Annotated in this window: 16 protein-coding genes; 14 read left to right on the plus strand and 2 right to left on the minus strand. The window is 67.6% G+C overall.

Annotated features, from left to right (window positions below; genetic code table 11):
* Window positions 1–3 precede the first annotated feature (3 nt).
* The 7 genes from OG439_RS20050 (at window position 4) to OG439_RS20080 (ending at window position 6433) form a co-directional block, all read left to right on the plus strand.
* A complete protein-coding gene (locus tag OG439_RS20050) occupies window positions 4–780 on the plus strand; it encodes a hypothetical protein (protein ID WP_326950888.1) in 777 nt (258 codons plus the stop codon).
* Window positions 781–1178: 398 nt separating this feature from the next.
* Window positions 1179–2003, plus strand: coding sequence for an alpha/beta fold hydrolase (locus OG439_RS20055; protein ID WP_326950889.1), 825 nt, complete (start codon window positions 1179–1181; stop codon window positions 2001–2003).
* 353 nt (window positions 2004–2356) lie between these two features.
* Window positions 2357–2989: a hypothetical protein gene (locus tag OG439_RS20060; RefSeq protein WP_326950890.1), complete on the plus strand. Its 633-nt coding sequence runs from the start codon at window positions 2357–2359 to the stop codon at window positions 2987–2989.
* The gene (locus OG439_RS20065; protein WP_326950891.1) at window positions 2986–4110 is read left to right on the plus strand and encodes an MAB_1171c family putative transporter; all 1125 of its coding nucleotides are present in this window, start codon (window positions 2986–2988) and stop codon (window positions 4108–4110) included. Before OG439_RS20060 ends, OG439_RS20065 begins: the two co-directional genes overlap by 4 nt.
* Window positions 4107–4553 carry a nitroreductase family deazaflavin-dependent oxidoreductase gene (locus tag OG439_RS20070; RefSeq protein ID WP_326950892.1) on the plus strand — a complete coding sequence of 149 codons (447 nt, stop codon included), beginning with the start codon at window positions 4107–4109 and terminating at the stop codon, window positions 4551–4553. Before OG439_RS20065 ends, OG439_RS20070 begins: the two co-directional genes overlap by 4 nt.
* 12 nt (window positions 4554–4565) lie before the next feature.
* Window positions 4566–5744: an amidohydrolase family protein gene (locus OG439_RS20075; RefSeq protein ID WP_326950893.1), complete on the plus strand. Its 1179-nt coding sequence runs from the start codon at window positions 4566–4568 to the stop codon at window positions 5742–5744.
* A 41-nt stretch (window positions 5745–5785) separates the two neighbouring features.
* Window positions 5786–6433, plus strand: a complete 648-nt coding sequence (locus OG439_RS20080) for an HAD family hydrolase (RefSeq protein WP_326950894.1) — start codon at window positions 5786–5788, stop codon at window positions 6431–6433.
* Here the strand turns inward: OG439_RS20080 and OG439_RS20085 are convergent, their stop codons facing one another.
* Entirely contained in the window at window positions 6434–7693 is a 1260-nt protein-coding gene (locus tag OG439_RS20085; protein ID WP_326950895.1) for a helix-turn-helix transcriptional regulator, read from the minus strand.
* A 235-nt stretch (window positions 7694–7928) separates the two neighbouring features.
* On the opposite strand from OG439_RS20085, the gene OG439_RS20090 reads away from it, so the two are divergent.
* From OG439_RS20090 to OG439_RS20100, 3 genes are all read left to right on the plus strand, one after another.
* Window positions 7929–8483, plus strand: coding sequence for an AAA family ATPase (locus OG439_RS20090; protein ID WP_284747676.1), 555 nt, complete (start codon window positions 7929–7931; stop codon window positions 8481–8483).
* A 76-nt stretch (window positions 8484–8559) separates the two neighbouring features.
* Window positions 8560–8937, plus strand: a complete 378-nt coding sequence (locus OG439_RS20095) for a hypothetical protein (RefSeq protein ID WP_326950896.1) — start codon at window positions 8560–8562, stop codon at window positions 8935–8937.
* On the plus strand, window positions 8934–9731 hold the full coding sequence (locus OG439_RS20100) for a Scr1 family TA system antitoxin-like transcriptional regulator (RefSeq protein ID WP_326950897.1): 798 nt from the start codon (window positions 8934–8936) through the stop codon (window positions 9729–9731). Before OG439_RS20095 ends, OG439_RS20100 begins: the two co-directional genes overlap by 4 nt.
* Here the strand turns inward: OG439_RS20100 and OG439_RS20105 are convergent.
* Window positions 9704–10747 (minus strand): LysR family transcriptional regulator, encoded by a 1044-nt coding sequence (locus OG439_RS20105; protein ID WP_326950898.1) that lies wholly within the window; start codon window positions 10745–10747, stop codon window positions 9704–9706. The two genes, OG439_RS20100 and OG439_RS20105, sit on opposite strands and share 28 nt — an antisense overlap.
* 175 nt (window positions 10748–10922) lie before the next feature.
* Here OG439_RS20105 and OG439_RS20110 point away from each other — a divergent pair, with 175 nt between their 5' ends.
* The 4 genes from OG439_RS20110 to OG439_RS20125 are packed head-to-tail and all read left to right on the plus strand — an operon-like array spanning window position 10923 to window position 14113.
* On the plus strand, window positions 10923–12029 hold the full coding sequence (locus OG439_RS20110; protein ID WP_326950899.1) for a radical SAM protein: 1107 nt from the start codon (window positions 10923–10925) through the stop codon (window positions 12027–12029).
* Window positions 12026–12655 carry a dTMP kinase gene (gene tmk, locus OG439_RS20115; RefSeq protein ID WP_326950900.1) on the plus strand — a complete coding sequence of 210 codons (630 nt, stop codon included), beginning with the start codon at window positions 12026–12028 and terminating at the stop codon, window positions 12653–12655. The genes OG439_RS20110 and tmk overlap by 4 nt, the downstream gene beginning before the upstream one ends.
* The gene (locus tag OG439_RS20120) at window positions 12646–13461 is read left to right on the plus strand and encodes an endonuclease/exonuclease/phosphatase family protein (RefSeq protein ID WP_326950901.1); all 816 of its coding nucleotides are present in this window, start codon (window positions 12646–12648) and stop codon (window positions 13459–13461) included. The genes tmk and OG439_RS20120 overlap by 10 nt, the downstream gene beginning before the upstream one ends.
* A gap of 55 nt (window positions 13462–13516) precedes the next feature.
* Window positions 13517–14113: an NUDIX hydrolase gene (locus OG439_RS20125; protein WP_326950902.1), complete on the plus strand. Its 597-nt coding sequence runs from the start codon at window positions 13517–13519 to the stop codon at window positions 14111–14113.
* The last annotated feature ends 103 nt before the right edge of the window (window positions 14114–14216 follow it).

Raw genomic sequence — 14216 nt, forward strand, 5'->3', positions numbered from 1 at the left:
TGTATGAGCCTGGCGGTCGGAAGCGTCGGCGCCTGGCTGGTCCAAGCCTTTCCCGACATCTCCAGCAATCTGATCGCGGCGGCCATCGGCGGCGTGCTGGTCTGGTCGGCGACGAATGCGAGACGACGCTTCAAGCTGGTTCGCGCGCGCAGGTTCTGGCGGGCGCTGGGCGACCGTCGCCCACTCATCGTGTTGGGAGCGCATGACTTCGGATCGCATCGGCGGTGGGCCAACGCCGGAGTGGTGGGCATGGGCGACATCGGGGCCCTCGTGGAGATCGAAGCGCAGCTCCGCAGGCTGGGCTTCGCCGGGAAGATCGTCGAGTCGAAGCAGCTGTCGCCGCGTGAGCTGAGTTCGGATCTCGTCCTGATCGGCGGCCCGGTGGCGAATGCCGTGACGCGAACGATGATGGCGAAGCTGCGCGGAACGATCTCCTACGACTTCGCCGAAGATCCAGAGCACGAGGCAGCCGTGGTCCACGACCTGAGGTCCGGTCGGTCACTGAGGCCGCAGTACGACGAGTCAGGCTACCCGTTCAGCGACCACGCCTTGATCATCCGGACGCCGAATCCCCTCGCCCCGGACACGTCGGAACTGGTCATCATCGCCGGCTGCTTCGAACACGGCACCGAGGCCGCGGCGGAGAAGCTCGGCGAACGGAAGTTCCTCCGCAGACTCAGGAGAATGAAGCACTTCGAGGCACTGATCGAGACCACCGTCGTGAACGGTGCCCACTACAACACCAAGCTCGTCGAAACCCGGCCCATCCCGGCCGGCTGACATCCGGACCTTCCGAATGCTACGGCGTCGAACCGGCCGGCAGTACCGGGTGTGGCGACAGGTAGGTCGACCTTTGTGGCGTGGCAATGAGTTGCGGACCCTCTACCCGCCATCATGCCGATGACAGCGCCTACCAGTCTGACCGGAGGCCGCGAGGACGGTGAGGGTCCTGCCGAGAACATCAGCCGATCCGACACACGTTCCCTGCTGTAGCGCGAATCGTCGGCGAGCGCCGATTGCATGCCGGTAAATCGATAGTTGACCGGGACGCACTTGCCGCCTTCGTCTTCCCTCTCTAGGTTCAGGGCCCTGCGGGATATCAAGCCGCAAACCAGGCCCTGCCCATGGCTGGTAGAACGATCAGCGGAACCGAAAGGCATCGAGTGAAGCAGTCGAGCGTGAAGATCGATGGACAACGGATCACGTGCCTGGAGAGCTCGCCCGATCGCAGTGGCCAAGGCGAACCCGCGGTGATCTTCGTCCACGGCAACTCGTCTTCGGCCAGGACTTGGCTCCCGGTGATACGGGGCGACTTCGGCAGGCGGTTCCGTTGCGTCGCACTGGACCTGCCCGGACACGGTCAGTCCGAGCCAGCGAGGGACCAGGCCGACTACTCGCTACCGGGCTACGCCGCCGTGCTCACCGCCTTCGTGCAGGAGCTCGGCGTATCGGACGCGATCGTCGTCGGCTGGAGCCTGGGCGGGCAGATCGCGATGGAGGCCGCGCCCGAACTGCCCGACGTCGGCGGCTTCGTCATCTTCGGCGCGCCCCCGGTCGCATCACCCGCGCAGATGGCGGAGGCTTTCCTACCGCACCCGGCGATGGCCGCCCTCTTCAGCGCGCAGGTCAGCGAATCAGAAGCGAGGCTGGCCGCCGAGAGTTTCACCGCGCCCGGTTCGCCGCTCGACATCAGTGAATTCGTCTCCGACATCCTGGCCACCGACGGTGCAGCTCGCGCCGGGCTGGGGGCCAGCGCCGGTGCGGGCCGGTTCGCAGATGAGATCGCGATCGTCTCGGCGCTCCGTCAGCCGCTGGCCATCCTGCAAGGCGCCGACGAGCAGCTGGTGAGCCTGGACTACTTACAACAGCTGATCATCCCCGGACTGTGGCGTGACGAGGTTCAGCTGATCCCCGGGGCCGGCCACGCTCCGCACCAGGAGGCGCCGCGGCAGTTCGCCGCTCTGCTGACGGAGTTCATCAGCGATCGTGGCTGCGAGCAGTGACGGCCCGGAATCGTTGGCACCTGACAACAACCCACAAGTCGCGAACCCCGGGTGCTCGGTGACCTGAGTGGACCGGGAGAAATCGCCGCTGGGAAACCTGCCCGAACCGGCTCGCGGTCAGGTCATGCACCGCCGTGGAGCCGACGCCACCGGATCCCGGCCGACTCATCGCTTGACTACCAGCGTGGCCACGCTGGTAGTACACCGAAAGATGACAGCAGCGGCAGCCGGCGCTTCGGGTTGTACAGCCAGGACACTCTCAGCATCGTCGTCGAGTTTCGACATCCGCTCATGCCGAGGAGCGGGTGTCTTTGTCCAGGCCGAGAGCCTGGTCGAGTTCTTGCGGAAAGCGCTTGCTGTCCAACCCGCCGAACACCGTGGCCGATCTGCGACGATCGGTCAAAGGTGATCAACAACGGCCTGGGAGGACCGTCGTGAACATCCAGATTCAACGCGTGCACCGCGCCCGGCGAATCGCCGGCCTGCGCCGTCGGCTGCGGTCAGAGCTGCGCGCCGCGGGCGTCGAAGGCCCGACGCCGATGGCCGAGATCTGCGCCCGGTTCGGCGAGCGCCGCGGTAAGCCCATCCGGCTGCTGGCCGTTCCGATGGAGGTGCCGGGTCCGTTCGGCCTGTGGATCAAGACGACCGCAGCCGACATCATCTTGTACCAGGGCACCGGAACCACGCGGTTTCACCAGGAGCACATCATCGCCCACGAGCTCGGCCACCTCCTCGCCGATCATCCGTCGGACGAGGGCGACGACTCGATGTGGCGCCAGCTGCTGCCCGACATCCCGCCCGACGTCATCCGGAAGGCTCTGCGCCGCCGTACCTCCTACGAGAACGAGTACGAGCAGGAAGCCGAAGCGCTCGCGACCGTCCTGCTGGAGGCCACGGTCAAAGCCCAGGAGATCAGCCTGCCCGGCCGGTCACCGCGAGCGCGCCGCGCGCAGACGTCCCTCGGCGACCCGGTCGACATCCTGTGAACCTCACGAACTTCCTGCTGCTCGTGCTGGCCTGGTTCCTCTACCGGCTGGCCCGTTCGCCACGCGATCCGGCGCTGTGGGCCGTCGTGGTGTGCGTGGCGTGTCAGCTGCTCGGCGCTTCCACTTTCGTCGCGTTCACCCGGACGGTGTTCGGCGAGCTGCCGTCATCGAGCACGGTGAAGCTGCTGACGAACCTCGCGCTGAACACCTCGCGCTATGCCCTGCTGCTCTTCTTCCTGATCTCGGCGGGCGGTTCATGGCGACGGGTCCGCACCGAGACCGCGATCCTCGTCGGCGTCTGCCTGGCGATGACCGCCGCGGTTCTCGTGCTCCCGCCCGGAGTTCGCGACAGCGCGTACCCCCTGACCGGGGTCCTGCCGAACGACATGAGCCATCCCGGCGTGGCGCCGTTCTACATCATCGGCGGCAGCTACATGTTCTACGCGGCGGTGCAGGCGGCGCGCTGGGCACTCCGGTACGCCGGCGAGTCCAGCCGCCGCGCCCGGTTCGGACTTCACGTCCTCACCGTCGCGCTCGTCGCCACCGCCGTCACGACCGGCGCCCGCACGGTCGTCACGATCATCCGCTGGGCCGGCCACCCGGGATACGGCGCCCCGATCATGCAGCTGACCACCCGGCTGGCCCCGATCTGCACCTTCGTGTTCCTCTTCGGCGTGTTCTCGGTCGGCCTCGCGGCTCGGTTCGCCGCGCTGAGGACGTGGCTACGCCGACGTCGCGCCTACGCCGAGCTGTGGCCGCTCTGGCGGGCACTGCACACGGTGTTCCCCGCCGACACCCTCGACCACGCGCCCACCCAGAGCTGGCTCGACACGCTGCTCCCCCGCCAGGTCGGCCACCGATACTGGCGACGCGTGATCGAAATCCGAGACGGCCTCCTCCAGCTCAGCCCGCAGCTCGTCGACGCCGGCTTCGATGCCGAGCGTCCCGCCGACCAGCAGCTCGGCACGTTTCATCACGCGCTTCAGCTCCAGGCCAGCGGCCGCACACCGACCAGCCGGACGGGCGTGCTCGTCGCGGCGCCAGAAGACGCGGGCATCAACTCCGATGTCCGGCAGCTCATCCACCTCTCACGGGCCCTCGCCCGGGAAGGAGCCACGTGACCACGGTTTCGAACGCCGAGATCCGCGACCGGAACCAGCAGATGCTCGAACGCATCCGCTCGCAAGATCCCCAGCCACACCGCGAGGGCCACTACGCACTGCGGGTGCTGACCGTCGCCGGCCGCACGACCGGCGAGCCACGAGCAGTTCCGATCGCGCTCATGCAGCTCGACGGCGTCCAGTACATCTGCTCACCCAGCCGACACCGCGACTGGGTCCGCAACCTCCTCGCAGCCGGCGAATGCACCGTCGAGCCCGACGAGCACGAGTCCCGCAACGCTCTCCTCGTGGAAGACGAAGGTGGCGCGACAGCGGTCGCCCGCTACCTCGCCCGCCTCCCCCGCGTCTCCGAAGAATGGCCCTTCCCCGGTGACGCGCCCCCAGAGCAGGTGCTGCCCTTCATGGGGCAAATTGCCGTGTTCCAGCTGTGCGTCCCCGCCTGAAAGGTCCCACTCGTGCGTCAGCAGCTCATCACCGCCGGCCAGGTCCTTCCCGGCCCAGCGGGCCACCGGATCGCCGATGGCGCCGTGCTCATCCAGGACGGCATCATTCTCGCTGTCGGGCCGCGCGCGGCCGTCGAAGGTCTGGCCTCGTCCACCGCCGAACGTCAACACTTCCCCGACGGAACCATCCTGCCCGGTCTGATCAACTGCCACGTCCACCTCGTGTTCGATGCCTGCGGCGACCCGGCGCGAGCAGCCGCCGAGGCGACCCACACGGAGCTGGCCGAACGCGCGGACCAGCTTCTGCGCTCCGGCGTGACCACCGTCCGCGATCTCGGCGACCGCGACGGCGCCGCCATCGAGTTCCGGGACCAGCACACCCGAGGGCCGCGGATCGTCGCCTCCGGGCCGCCGATCACGGTCCCCGACGGGCACTGCTGGTTCCTCGGCGGCGGCGCTGACGGCGAAGCCGAGCTCCGCGCGCGGGTGAGGCAGAACGCGGAACTCGGCGCCGACGTCATCAAGGTCATGGCGTCCGGCGGCCAGATCACCCCGAACTCGCCGTCGATGTGGGAGAGCCAGTTCACCGCCGCCGAGATGGCCGCCATCGTCGACGAAGCCTCGAAGGCCGGGCTGCCCGTCGCGGCACACGCCCACGGCACGGACGCGATCGCCGCGGCCGCCGACGCCGGCGTCACCACCATCGAGCACTGCACCTGGCTGCGCGAGGGTGGCGGCGGCTACGACCTGCGCGACGACGTCGCCGCGAAGATCGCCGAGCGCGGGATCTTCGCGTGCGTCGCCTGGCCCTCGGACTGGCGAGGCTTCATGAACCGCCTGGGGTCAGCCCGCGCTGACCAGGTCGCGAGCCGGTTCGAGTGGATGACCGAGCACGGCATCCGGATGATCCCCGGCACCGACGCCGGCGCGGGAAGCTCGGGGTTCGACAACTACGCCGGGGCCCTTCAGCTCTACGAGCACCTGGGCTTCGACCGCGAACACGTCATCGAGATGGCCACGACGACGAGCGCGGAAGCGCTCGGTATCGGCGACACCACCGGCCAACTGGCACCAGGCCTCTCCGCGGACCTGCTGGTCACCGCAGGCGACCCGCTCGCCGACCTGGCCAACCTCGGTCGGCTAGAGCTGGTGACGGTCAAGGGGCGTCCCGCCGCGCTGCAGACGAGATGAAAGACTCTGGCGCCGTACGTCCCCGACGGGAAGGAAGCGCCATGCCGGTGAGGGCGGTCGTCCTCGACATCGGTGAGACCGTGCTCGACGACACGCGCGAGTGGCACGCTTGGGCCGACTGGATCGGAGTCCGCCGGCACACGTTCTCGACCGTGCTCGGCGCGGTCACCGCAACCGGGCGGGACAACGCCGAGACGTTCCGGTACTTCAAGCCGGACTTCGACGTCGCCGCCGAGCGGCAACGTCGCGAGGAGACTGGCAACGGAGAGCAAATCGGCGAATCCGACCTGTACCCCGACGTTCGGCCAGCGCTCGCGGAACTCCGGCAGAAGGGGCTCTGGGTCGGCCTTGCCGGCAACCAGACGACGAAGGCCGGACGTCTACTCCGCGACCTCGACCTCCCGGTCGACGCCATCGCGACCTCCGCGGAATGGGGAGTGGCCAAGCCCGACCCGGTCTTCTTCCAGCGCGTCGTCGAGCTTGCGGATGTCGCCGCCAGCGACCTGCTCTACGTCGGCGATCACCGCGACAACGACGTGATCGCCGGTCACCGGGCGGGTCTGTGGACCGCACTGATCCGCCGCGGCCCCTGGGGACACCTGTGGGCCGACGATCCGGCCGTCCAGGCGAGCGCCGATTGGGTCATCGACTCGCTGGCCGAACTGCCCAAACTGGTCGCGAGGACCTGATCAGTTCACGTCGACCCAGGCTGCGAAGGTGGCCAGCTCGTCGCTGACCGTTCGCTGACCGCGAAGCAGAGACTTGAGCGCCGTCTTGACCCGCGGATGTTCCCGCGTGTGCAGCGGCGCGACACGTTTGGCCATCTGGAGTGAAACGAAGGCGTCTTCAAGTCGGCCGACTTCGACCTGCGCCGGAGCCAGGTCAATGTAGAAGTGGGACCGACGCTCAGCGGGGAGTTCACGCGGCGGATGCCAGCCGGTGCCGCGCTGGACGGCCGTCGGGCTGTCGCCCAACTCCTGGGCGACAGCGACCTCGTGGATTCGGACCGATGCCGGACCGAAGGCGGTTCCGAGGTAGATGCCCTCAGGCGTGTGCTCGGCGGCTCGATACGCGTCTGCGATGTGGTCGCCGGCCTCATCGGCCTTACCTGCACGCGCGGAGACCACCGCAGCCCGCATCGCCAATGCGCCACGCGCGACAGCAGCGTCCCTTGTGGACGCGGAGGTCGGGATCCCATCGATAGCCCGGATCAAGGAACGGTGTGCGGAGGGCAAGTCCTTGGCCGCAAAGAACGTCTCAGTGCGCACGTATGCGACGGCGGCGTCTAGCAGCGGCCGGTCGATCTCCGTTGCGGCAAGGCGCATGGCTGTGATGATCTGCCCGGAAAGATCGGAGTAGCCGTACTTGAAGGCCACCCCATCAGCTGCGCGGTAAGCCAGGATCAGCAATTCCGTCGCGTTACCGCGTTCCAGTTCGTCGGTCGCCATGTGGCGCGCCCGCCCGAGTTCCATCAGGAGATCGGGCAAGTCGGCGACCAGTTGCGCATAGCGCGCCTGCACACGCTGCTCCGTCGCGTTGGCGACGGCCGCTTCCAGGACATGCGATGGCCGAACCGGGCCGTCATCCGGCTCGTCGCACGCCAGCAGCGCTCGCCGCAGCGCCGGGATACCGGCACGGACGACATCGTCTCTCAACTGAGGCGCACGCTGCGACTGGTTCTCGCGCCGCAGTGTCGCCTGTTCTTGCTTCGCCGCCTCCCAAAGGCGTCGTAAGTCACCCGCCGTGTGCAGTCCACGGTCCAGCGCGTCTACAAGTTCACGGGAAGGCAGGTTTCGTCCCAACCGCTCGGCCATGGATACGTAGTTGCGCGTGTAGCCAATCCTCCGCGCCAACTCGGATTGGCTCAGATCCGCAGCCAGACGGATGCGCCGAATCTCCCCGGCGAGATGGTCCGCAGCCGGCCGCGTCTCGCTCAGTTCGTCAGTCACGTCGTTCTCCGGATCTGTCCGAGGGGGTAAATCGCAGTTTCGGCGTTTACCCCCTTCCCGCATCATAGCTGGTCAGGGTCCCATGGTGATCGTTCCGACGTCACGATGCAGGAGGGAACCCCGTGACCACAACCACCAAGCCGGTATCCGGCACAGCAATACCTGATCTGAGGAACCCGGAAGGCCGGGCGCAGTGATGCCCACAGCGTCCGAGCGGCCGTTGGCCATCGGAATCATGGGTCCGCACCTGACAGGAAAGAGCACGTTCGTCTCCCGCCTGTCCCTGGAACTCCGGAAGAGCGGCTATCAGGTCGCCACCATTCCAGCTCTCGTGGAGCGGGCCCAGCGGCTGGGCATACCGATCCTCCACAACCACACCTGGGCATCCACGATGTGGTTCATCACCCGCGGCATCAGCGACGAACTGGAGGCGTGGGCGCACGCTGACATCATCCTGGTGAACGGTGCCGTCCCAGACGCGCTGGCGTACTACCGGGCCGCACTTGAGTATCGCGGCGACGAAGCGAGCGACACGGAGATCGAGCACCTTGAAGACCTGGTTCGGCACCACAGCTCGAACTACAACCTGCTGTTCCGAACCGCGGTGGCGGGCGATGCCCACGCCGAAGACGGAAACCGCGATGACGACGAACGTGAGTTCCGCCGTCTCGCAGACCGCTGGGTACGTCGAGTCTCGGAAAGTCTCGATCTCGCAAGCCTTCCCTTGCCTCCGACGAACCGCGACTCGGCCCTGGATCTCGCGATCAGCTACGTGACCGAGCACGCCTAACCAACTCGACCAGTGGCGGAGTCGTGCACCCCGAAACGTAACTCGGCCACCCGGTTCCGCACTGGGGCGAACCACGATGCCAGCAAACGAAAAAGAAGAATTGCCTTCCGAAGTCGACCTACGACACGCCGAAGAAGCCGAGTTCGTCCTTCTCTGCCGCGTCCTCGCAGGGTTGCGCCGACTGTCCACTTCGGAGACACCGCAACTTTCGACCGGAGTTTCCATGTTCCGTGACACTGCCAAGCTCATCGACGCGATCCAAGCCACACAGACCCGAACCGGCCTGCTCGCACTTCAGTTGCGGGACGGCACCGCAACCGCCGATGAACAGCGCCAAGTCGCCGACAAGGTCGAAGAGTTGCTCGATCTACTCCAGTCCCACGCCGCCGACACCGACTCGGGCATCGCACCGACTCCGCGGCGCCTCCACCTCACAGAACGGCGTCCGGCATGACCGACGGACCTTCCCACCTCCCTGGCCTCTACGTAATCGGGAGCAGGCTGAGAGAGCTTCGCGACAACCGGGGAATCAGCCTCCGTCAGCTGGCCGTCAAACTGGGGTTCAATCCATCCACCGTCTCGGGCTGGGAAACGGGGGCGCGACCGCTCGATGTCGGACAGCTCGGCTGGTATCTCGGTTATCTCCAGGTGACACCTGCCGAGTACCAGCTGATGATGCGGCTTCACGGGCAGGCGGAGCGCGCCAGCCATATCGAGAACCTCGCGCCTGGCGAAGCCAGTCTCCAAGACGTGTACCTGCGATACGCCGTTCACACCTACGAGTGGGCGCCGCGCGTTGTGCCTGACTTTCTGCAGACATTCGAGTACGCGCACGCGGTTCTGGGCCGGACCAGTCAGCCCGACGACGTCGACCTGGAGATCCTGACCCGCCAAGTCCGGCAGGTCGACCGGAATCCTCATCACCGGCACACCGTCTTGCTGGGCGCGGCCGCACTGAACCACGAATTCCTTTCCGCGGAGATCCGGGACGCACAGCTGCAGCACCTCACCACCTCGGCAACGGGTCGCATAAGCACTCAGCTCGTCCCGGACAGCCTGAGCGTCACCGGAACGACCGAACCTTTCATCATCTACGAGACGGCGGAAAGGATCTTCGCCGTCGTCCTGCGGCACGAGCACACAGTCACGTACCTGTCCGATTCGGACACGGTGAATCGCTACCTGGGGACTTTCACCGTTCTGCAACGGAAAGCAGCTGACTACCGGGTGGCGGTGGGTTCATGCTGAGCAGCGCGAGCAGCCGGTGCTTCGGCCGCGAAGGCTTCCCAGAGCAAGTTGAGCGGATGGTCGGCGGCATACCGCTGCCGCTCGCCCGCGCGAGAGAAGATCCCGGTCACGATCTCGAGCGCAGGTTCGTAGCCTGTTCCAAGCTCGACCTTGCGGAGGTTCGCGCCGGGCAGCCGGCCCTCGACGGCCGCGTCGGCGACCCGCTCGGTGGTGAGCAGGCAGCCGAACATCAGCTTGCTGCTGAGCAGGTTGAGGCCGTAGTTGAGCGCGTCGATGTCGGCGACCACGTGGAGCTTGCCGCGGTACTCCGGGCCGTACCAGCGGGTCAGGAAGTCGGCCAGCAGGCCTGCGGTCGGCGTGAGCAGCGGCAGCGCGGCCAGCGCGTCGCGCGCGACCGGCCGATCGGGCAGCTCGCGCACGCTCAGGTTGGTCAGCAGCGCGACGCGTTCGCGGTGCCACTCGAGGAAGTCGTGCGGCACGTCCGGGCCGCGATCGCGCTCGGCGGCGAACGAGCCGCACACGAGGTCGACCTGCTCGGCGTCCAGCTTGGCCCGCAGGTCGCGGGTCCGGACGTGCTCGATCTTGAGCTGGATGCCCCTGCGCTCGAAGGTGTCGCGCAGCTGCGGCCAGACCTCGCCGAGGAACTCGACGGTGAATTCGGTGGTGCCCACCGTGATGGTGGACCCGACCCGCCGGCGGGCACCGTGGACACGTTCAGTCCAGGCGCGCAGCGTGCTCGCAGCCAGCGCGACGACCTCGTCACCGGAGCTGGTGAACAGGAAGTCCTTCCCGCGCCCCTGCTTCGCGACGAGTGCCTCGCCCATCAGCCGGAGCGCGGCGTCGTTCAGCGTGTCGAGCTGCTTCTGCACGCTGGACTGCGATCGCTGCAGGATCCGGGCAGCTCGCTGGGCACTGCCGGTGGCGTGGACGACGGCCAGCGTCCGCAGCTGGTCGAGGCTGGTGTCGAGCAGCTCCGCCGGAAAGTCGAGCAACTCGGCGACTTCCGAGTCCGTCACCAGCGTCTCCTCACATGTTCCCACTCGGATATTTCCAGTTCTAGTTCGAGCAACTGTAGCCAGAATGCTCCAAAATTTTCTTTCGAGCACTTATAGCCTATTTATTGTTCTAGCGAGCATCGAGTGGTCTACTCGGTTTACCGCCACCAGCTCGCCCGATTTGGAGGACCGAACGATGACCGTCCGTCCGATCGCTGTCGACGAGCAGGCGTCGAGCTGCTACTTCCGCACCACCGTCGACACCCCGAACCGCAAGGCGCTCGTCCAGATCACCGAGCGGTGCAACCTGCGCTGCGCGCACTGCTTCGTCTCCGCGACCAAGCACGGCAAGGACATGCCCCTCACCGAGGTTGCTAAGAAGGTCGTCCCCCGCCTGGCCGACGCCCGGGTGCGACGGGTGACGCTGACCGGCGGCGAACCGACCATTCACCCGGACTTCCTCGGCATCGTGCACGCGTTCCGCAACGCCGGGATCGACGTCGGCGTCTGCACCAACGCCACCGAGCTCGACGACACGCTCATCCGCCAGCTCTCCACGGCCGGAGTCCACGTCAACGTCTCCCTCGACGGATTCGCCGCCGACTCTCACGGCCTGTTCCGCGGCGACCGCGACTCGTTCGACGTGACCGTGGCCAACGTCCGCAAGCTCGCCGCAGCCGGCCTGCTGCAGGGACTCCTGTGCACGCCAAACTCCCTGGCCGACAACGACGAGTACGTGCAGCTGTGCGCCTTCGCCCGCGAGAACGGCGCCCGCTACGTCCTGTTCAACCCACTCGGCAGCATGGGCCGCGGCGTGAAATCCCGGCGCAAGCTGGCCAAGACCACCATGCACATGCAGGAGATCTTCGAGCTGACCGCGCCGTTCGACGGCCCCGACCTCGACATCGCCCACATCCGCTTCCCCAACACCGCCCGCAAACCGCTGGCCGGGTGCGAAGCCGGGACGATCATCTACGTCTTCGCCCCGGGCGAGGTCACCATCTGCCCCTACCTCGTCTTCGCCGCCCGCACGCCGGTCTCCCGCCACCCCGACACCGACTTCATCGTCGGCAACGTCTTCACCGACCGTGACATCGCCGCTCGCCTCGACGCCTACCGCTTCCACGAGCGGTTCCAGGTCGGCGCGAACCCGACCTGCACGTCCTGCAGCATCGAGTCCGCCTGCGGCAAGGGCTGCCCGGCCGCGGTGGTCGCCGGCGGCGGGCGCATCGGCGACGTCGACGCCGAGCAGTGCCCCGTCGTCGCCGACGGACACCACCTGCTGCCGCTGGACGTCGCATGACCCGGCGCCTACCCGGCACGCTGGTGACCTTCGAAGGGCCTGGCGGCGTCGGCAAGACGACGATCACCGAACTGGTCACCGACCTGCTCAAGGCCGACGGCATCGCGGTGCATTCGACCACCCAGCCCTCCGACGCTCCCCTGGGCGAGCTGGCCCGGCACGGCACCGACACCTACCTCGACATGGCGCTCGCCTGCCTCTGCGCGGCCGACCGGCACCACCAGCTCACCACGGAAATCCTCCCCGCTCTGGCCGAGGGCAAGGTCGTGCTCTGCGACCGCTACGTAGCGTCTTCGGTGGTCTTGCAGCAGCTCGACGGCGTCCCGCTCGACGTCGTCTGGGCGCTCAACCACGGTGTCTACCGCCCTGACCTCGTGTGCGCGCTCAACGCCGCGCCGGCCGTCGTCGAACGGCGGCTCCGGGCTCGCGGCGAGCACAGCCGTTTCGAGCGTGCCGCCGGGATCAGCTTCCGCGAAGCCGACGGCTACCGGGCGGCCACGACGTTCCTACGCGACCAGGGCTGGCCCGTCCAGGTGGTCGACTGCGCGCAGGACCCGCGGACGACAGCTGGCACCATCATCGATCTGATCCACCGCACCCTGTTGGAGAGCCCGGCATGCCCCTGACCGTCCTCACCCTCAACGTCGGCAACCCCGCCGTCGAGCGGGCCCGTCGCCAGCGCGACTGGCTCGCTCGGCGTAACGAGGACGTCTTCGTGCTCACCGAAACCGGCTCCGGCCCCGGCACCCACCTGATCGCCGGGTCCTTCGCCGATGCCGGCTGGACGGTCACCTACCCCGACCACGCTGACAAGGAACGCGGCGTCATGCTGCTGTCCAAGGCGGAATCCACCGTAGATCCCATCGGCGCCGCGATGTCGTACCTGCCAGCCCGGCTGGCCGGCATCGTGGTGCACACCGACCGCGGGCCGGTGCGTGTCCTCGGCGCCTACGTCCCGTCCCGCGACGCCACCGAAGCGAAGACCACCCGCAAACGCCTGTGGATCGACGCCTTCCACCAGGCCTACGAAGACACCGCCCACCACGCGCCTGTCCTGCTTCTGGGCGACTTCAACGTCCTCGAGCCCGGGCATGTGCCGCCCCATCCGGGCCAGTTCGCCCCGTTTGAGACGGCCTTCTACACAACTTTGACTCAACGTCACGGCCTCGTCGACGTTTTCCGTTCGCTGTATCCGACCGCGGTCGAGCACAGCTGGGCCCGCCGCATCGAACTCGGCTACCGCTACGACCACGCCCACGCCTCCCCCGCGCTCGTCGAGAAAGTCACGCGCTGCTCGTACGTCCACGACACACGCCACGGCGAGCCGGCGCTCACCGATCACTCGGGACTCGCCGTCGAGCTGGCGCTTACCGCGACCGCGCCGCTGATAACCTCCGACCCGGCCGCGGACCGCGAGGCAACGCTCTTCTGATCTGGGGTGCTCGTGCCCGGCCGCTGCCACGCCGCCGAGCACGAGGACCCACCGGATGCCCCTCGCCAGCGAACCGACCGTCCGGGTCGGCGCCCGCGTCCTGCTGCTCAACAGCGCCGACGAGGTCCTGCTCATCCACGCACGCGACCCCGACGCCGCCGAGCACCACTGGTGGGAGCTCCCGGGTGGTGGCCAGGAACCCGGCGAGAAGCTCGAGGACACCGCCCGGCGCGAAATCGCCGAAGAGACCGGGCTCATCCTGGACGAGATCGGCCGCAAACTCTGGACCCGCGAAAGCCGCTTCACCTACCGCGGCCGCGAGCACCACCGCCTCGACCACGTCTACCTCGCCCGCACCGACGACACGGAGCCGCGGGCCGCGCTCCGACACACGGCCAACGAGCGCGCCGGCCTCATCGAGCACCGCTGGTGGCCGGTAGAACAGTTGCAGTTGTGCCGGGACAAGCTACTTCCTGACGTCTTACCCAATCTGCTCAGCCGAGTCCTGACGAACCAGTTCCCTGACGACGTAATCGCAATTTCAGCATCTGTTGAACCGACTTGCGCCGGGGTCGCCGCACTTGCCGCTGAACCTGCAGATCCATGCACACGCTCGTCGCCAGCCGTCCAGCCGGCCAGCCCTGCTCGCTGACCGAACCACGACTCACGGCGTATTGGCCGAGGCCCTGGACACCCTCAACGCCGGGGACGCGCTGACCCGCGCGGGACGTGACCAGGTCGGGCCAACGCCTGCG

The organism is Amycolatopsis sp. NBC_01307, assembly GCF_035975215.1.
Classification (GTDB): Bacteria; Actinomycetota; Actinomycetes; order Mycobacteriales; family Pseudonocardiaceae; genus Amycolatopsis.

Coding starts and splice junctions, on each gene's coding strand:
- OG439_RS20050 (WP_326950888.1), top strand. CDS start 4: ATGAGCCTGGCGGTCGGAAGCGTCGGCGCCTGGCTGGTCCAAGCCTTT.
- OG439_RS20080 (WP_326950894.1), top strand. CDS start 5,786: ATGCCGGTGAGGGCGGTCGTCCTCGACATCGGTGAGACCGTGCTCGAC.
- OG439_RS20090 (WP_284747676.1), top strand. CDS start 7,929: ATGGGTCCGCACCTGACAGGAAAGAGCACGTTCGTCTCCCGCCTGTCC.
- OG439_RS20095 (WP_326950896.1), top strand. CDS start 8,560: ATGCCAGCAAACGAAAAAGAAGAATTGCCTTCCGAAGTCGACCTACGA.
- OG439_RS20100 (WP_326950897.1), top strand. CDS start 8,934: ATGACCGACGGACCTTCCCACCTCCCTGGCCTCTACGTAATCGGGAGC.
- OG439_RS20110 (WP_326950899.1), top strand. CDS start 10,923: ATGACCGTCCGTCCGATCGCTGTCGACGAGCAGGCGTCGAGCTGCTAC.
- tmk (WP_326950900.1), top strand. CDS start 12,026: ATGACCCGGCGCCTACCCGGCACGCTGGTGACCTTCGAAGGGCCTGGC.
- OG439_RS20120 (WP_326950901.1), top strand. CDS start 12,646: ATGCCCCTGACCGTCCTCACCCTCAACGTCGGCAACCCCGCCGTCGAG.
- OG439_RS20125 (WP_326950902.1), top strand. CDS start 13,517: ATGCCCCTCGCCAGCGAACCGACCGTCCGGGTCGGCGCCCGCGTCCTG.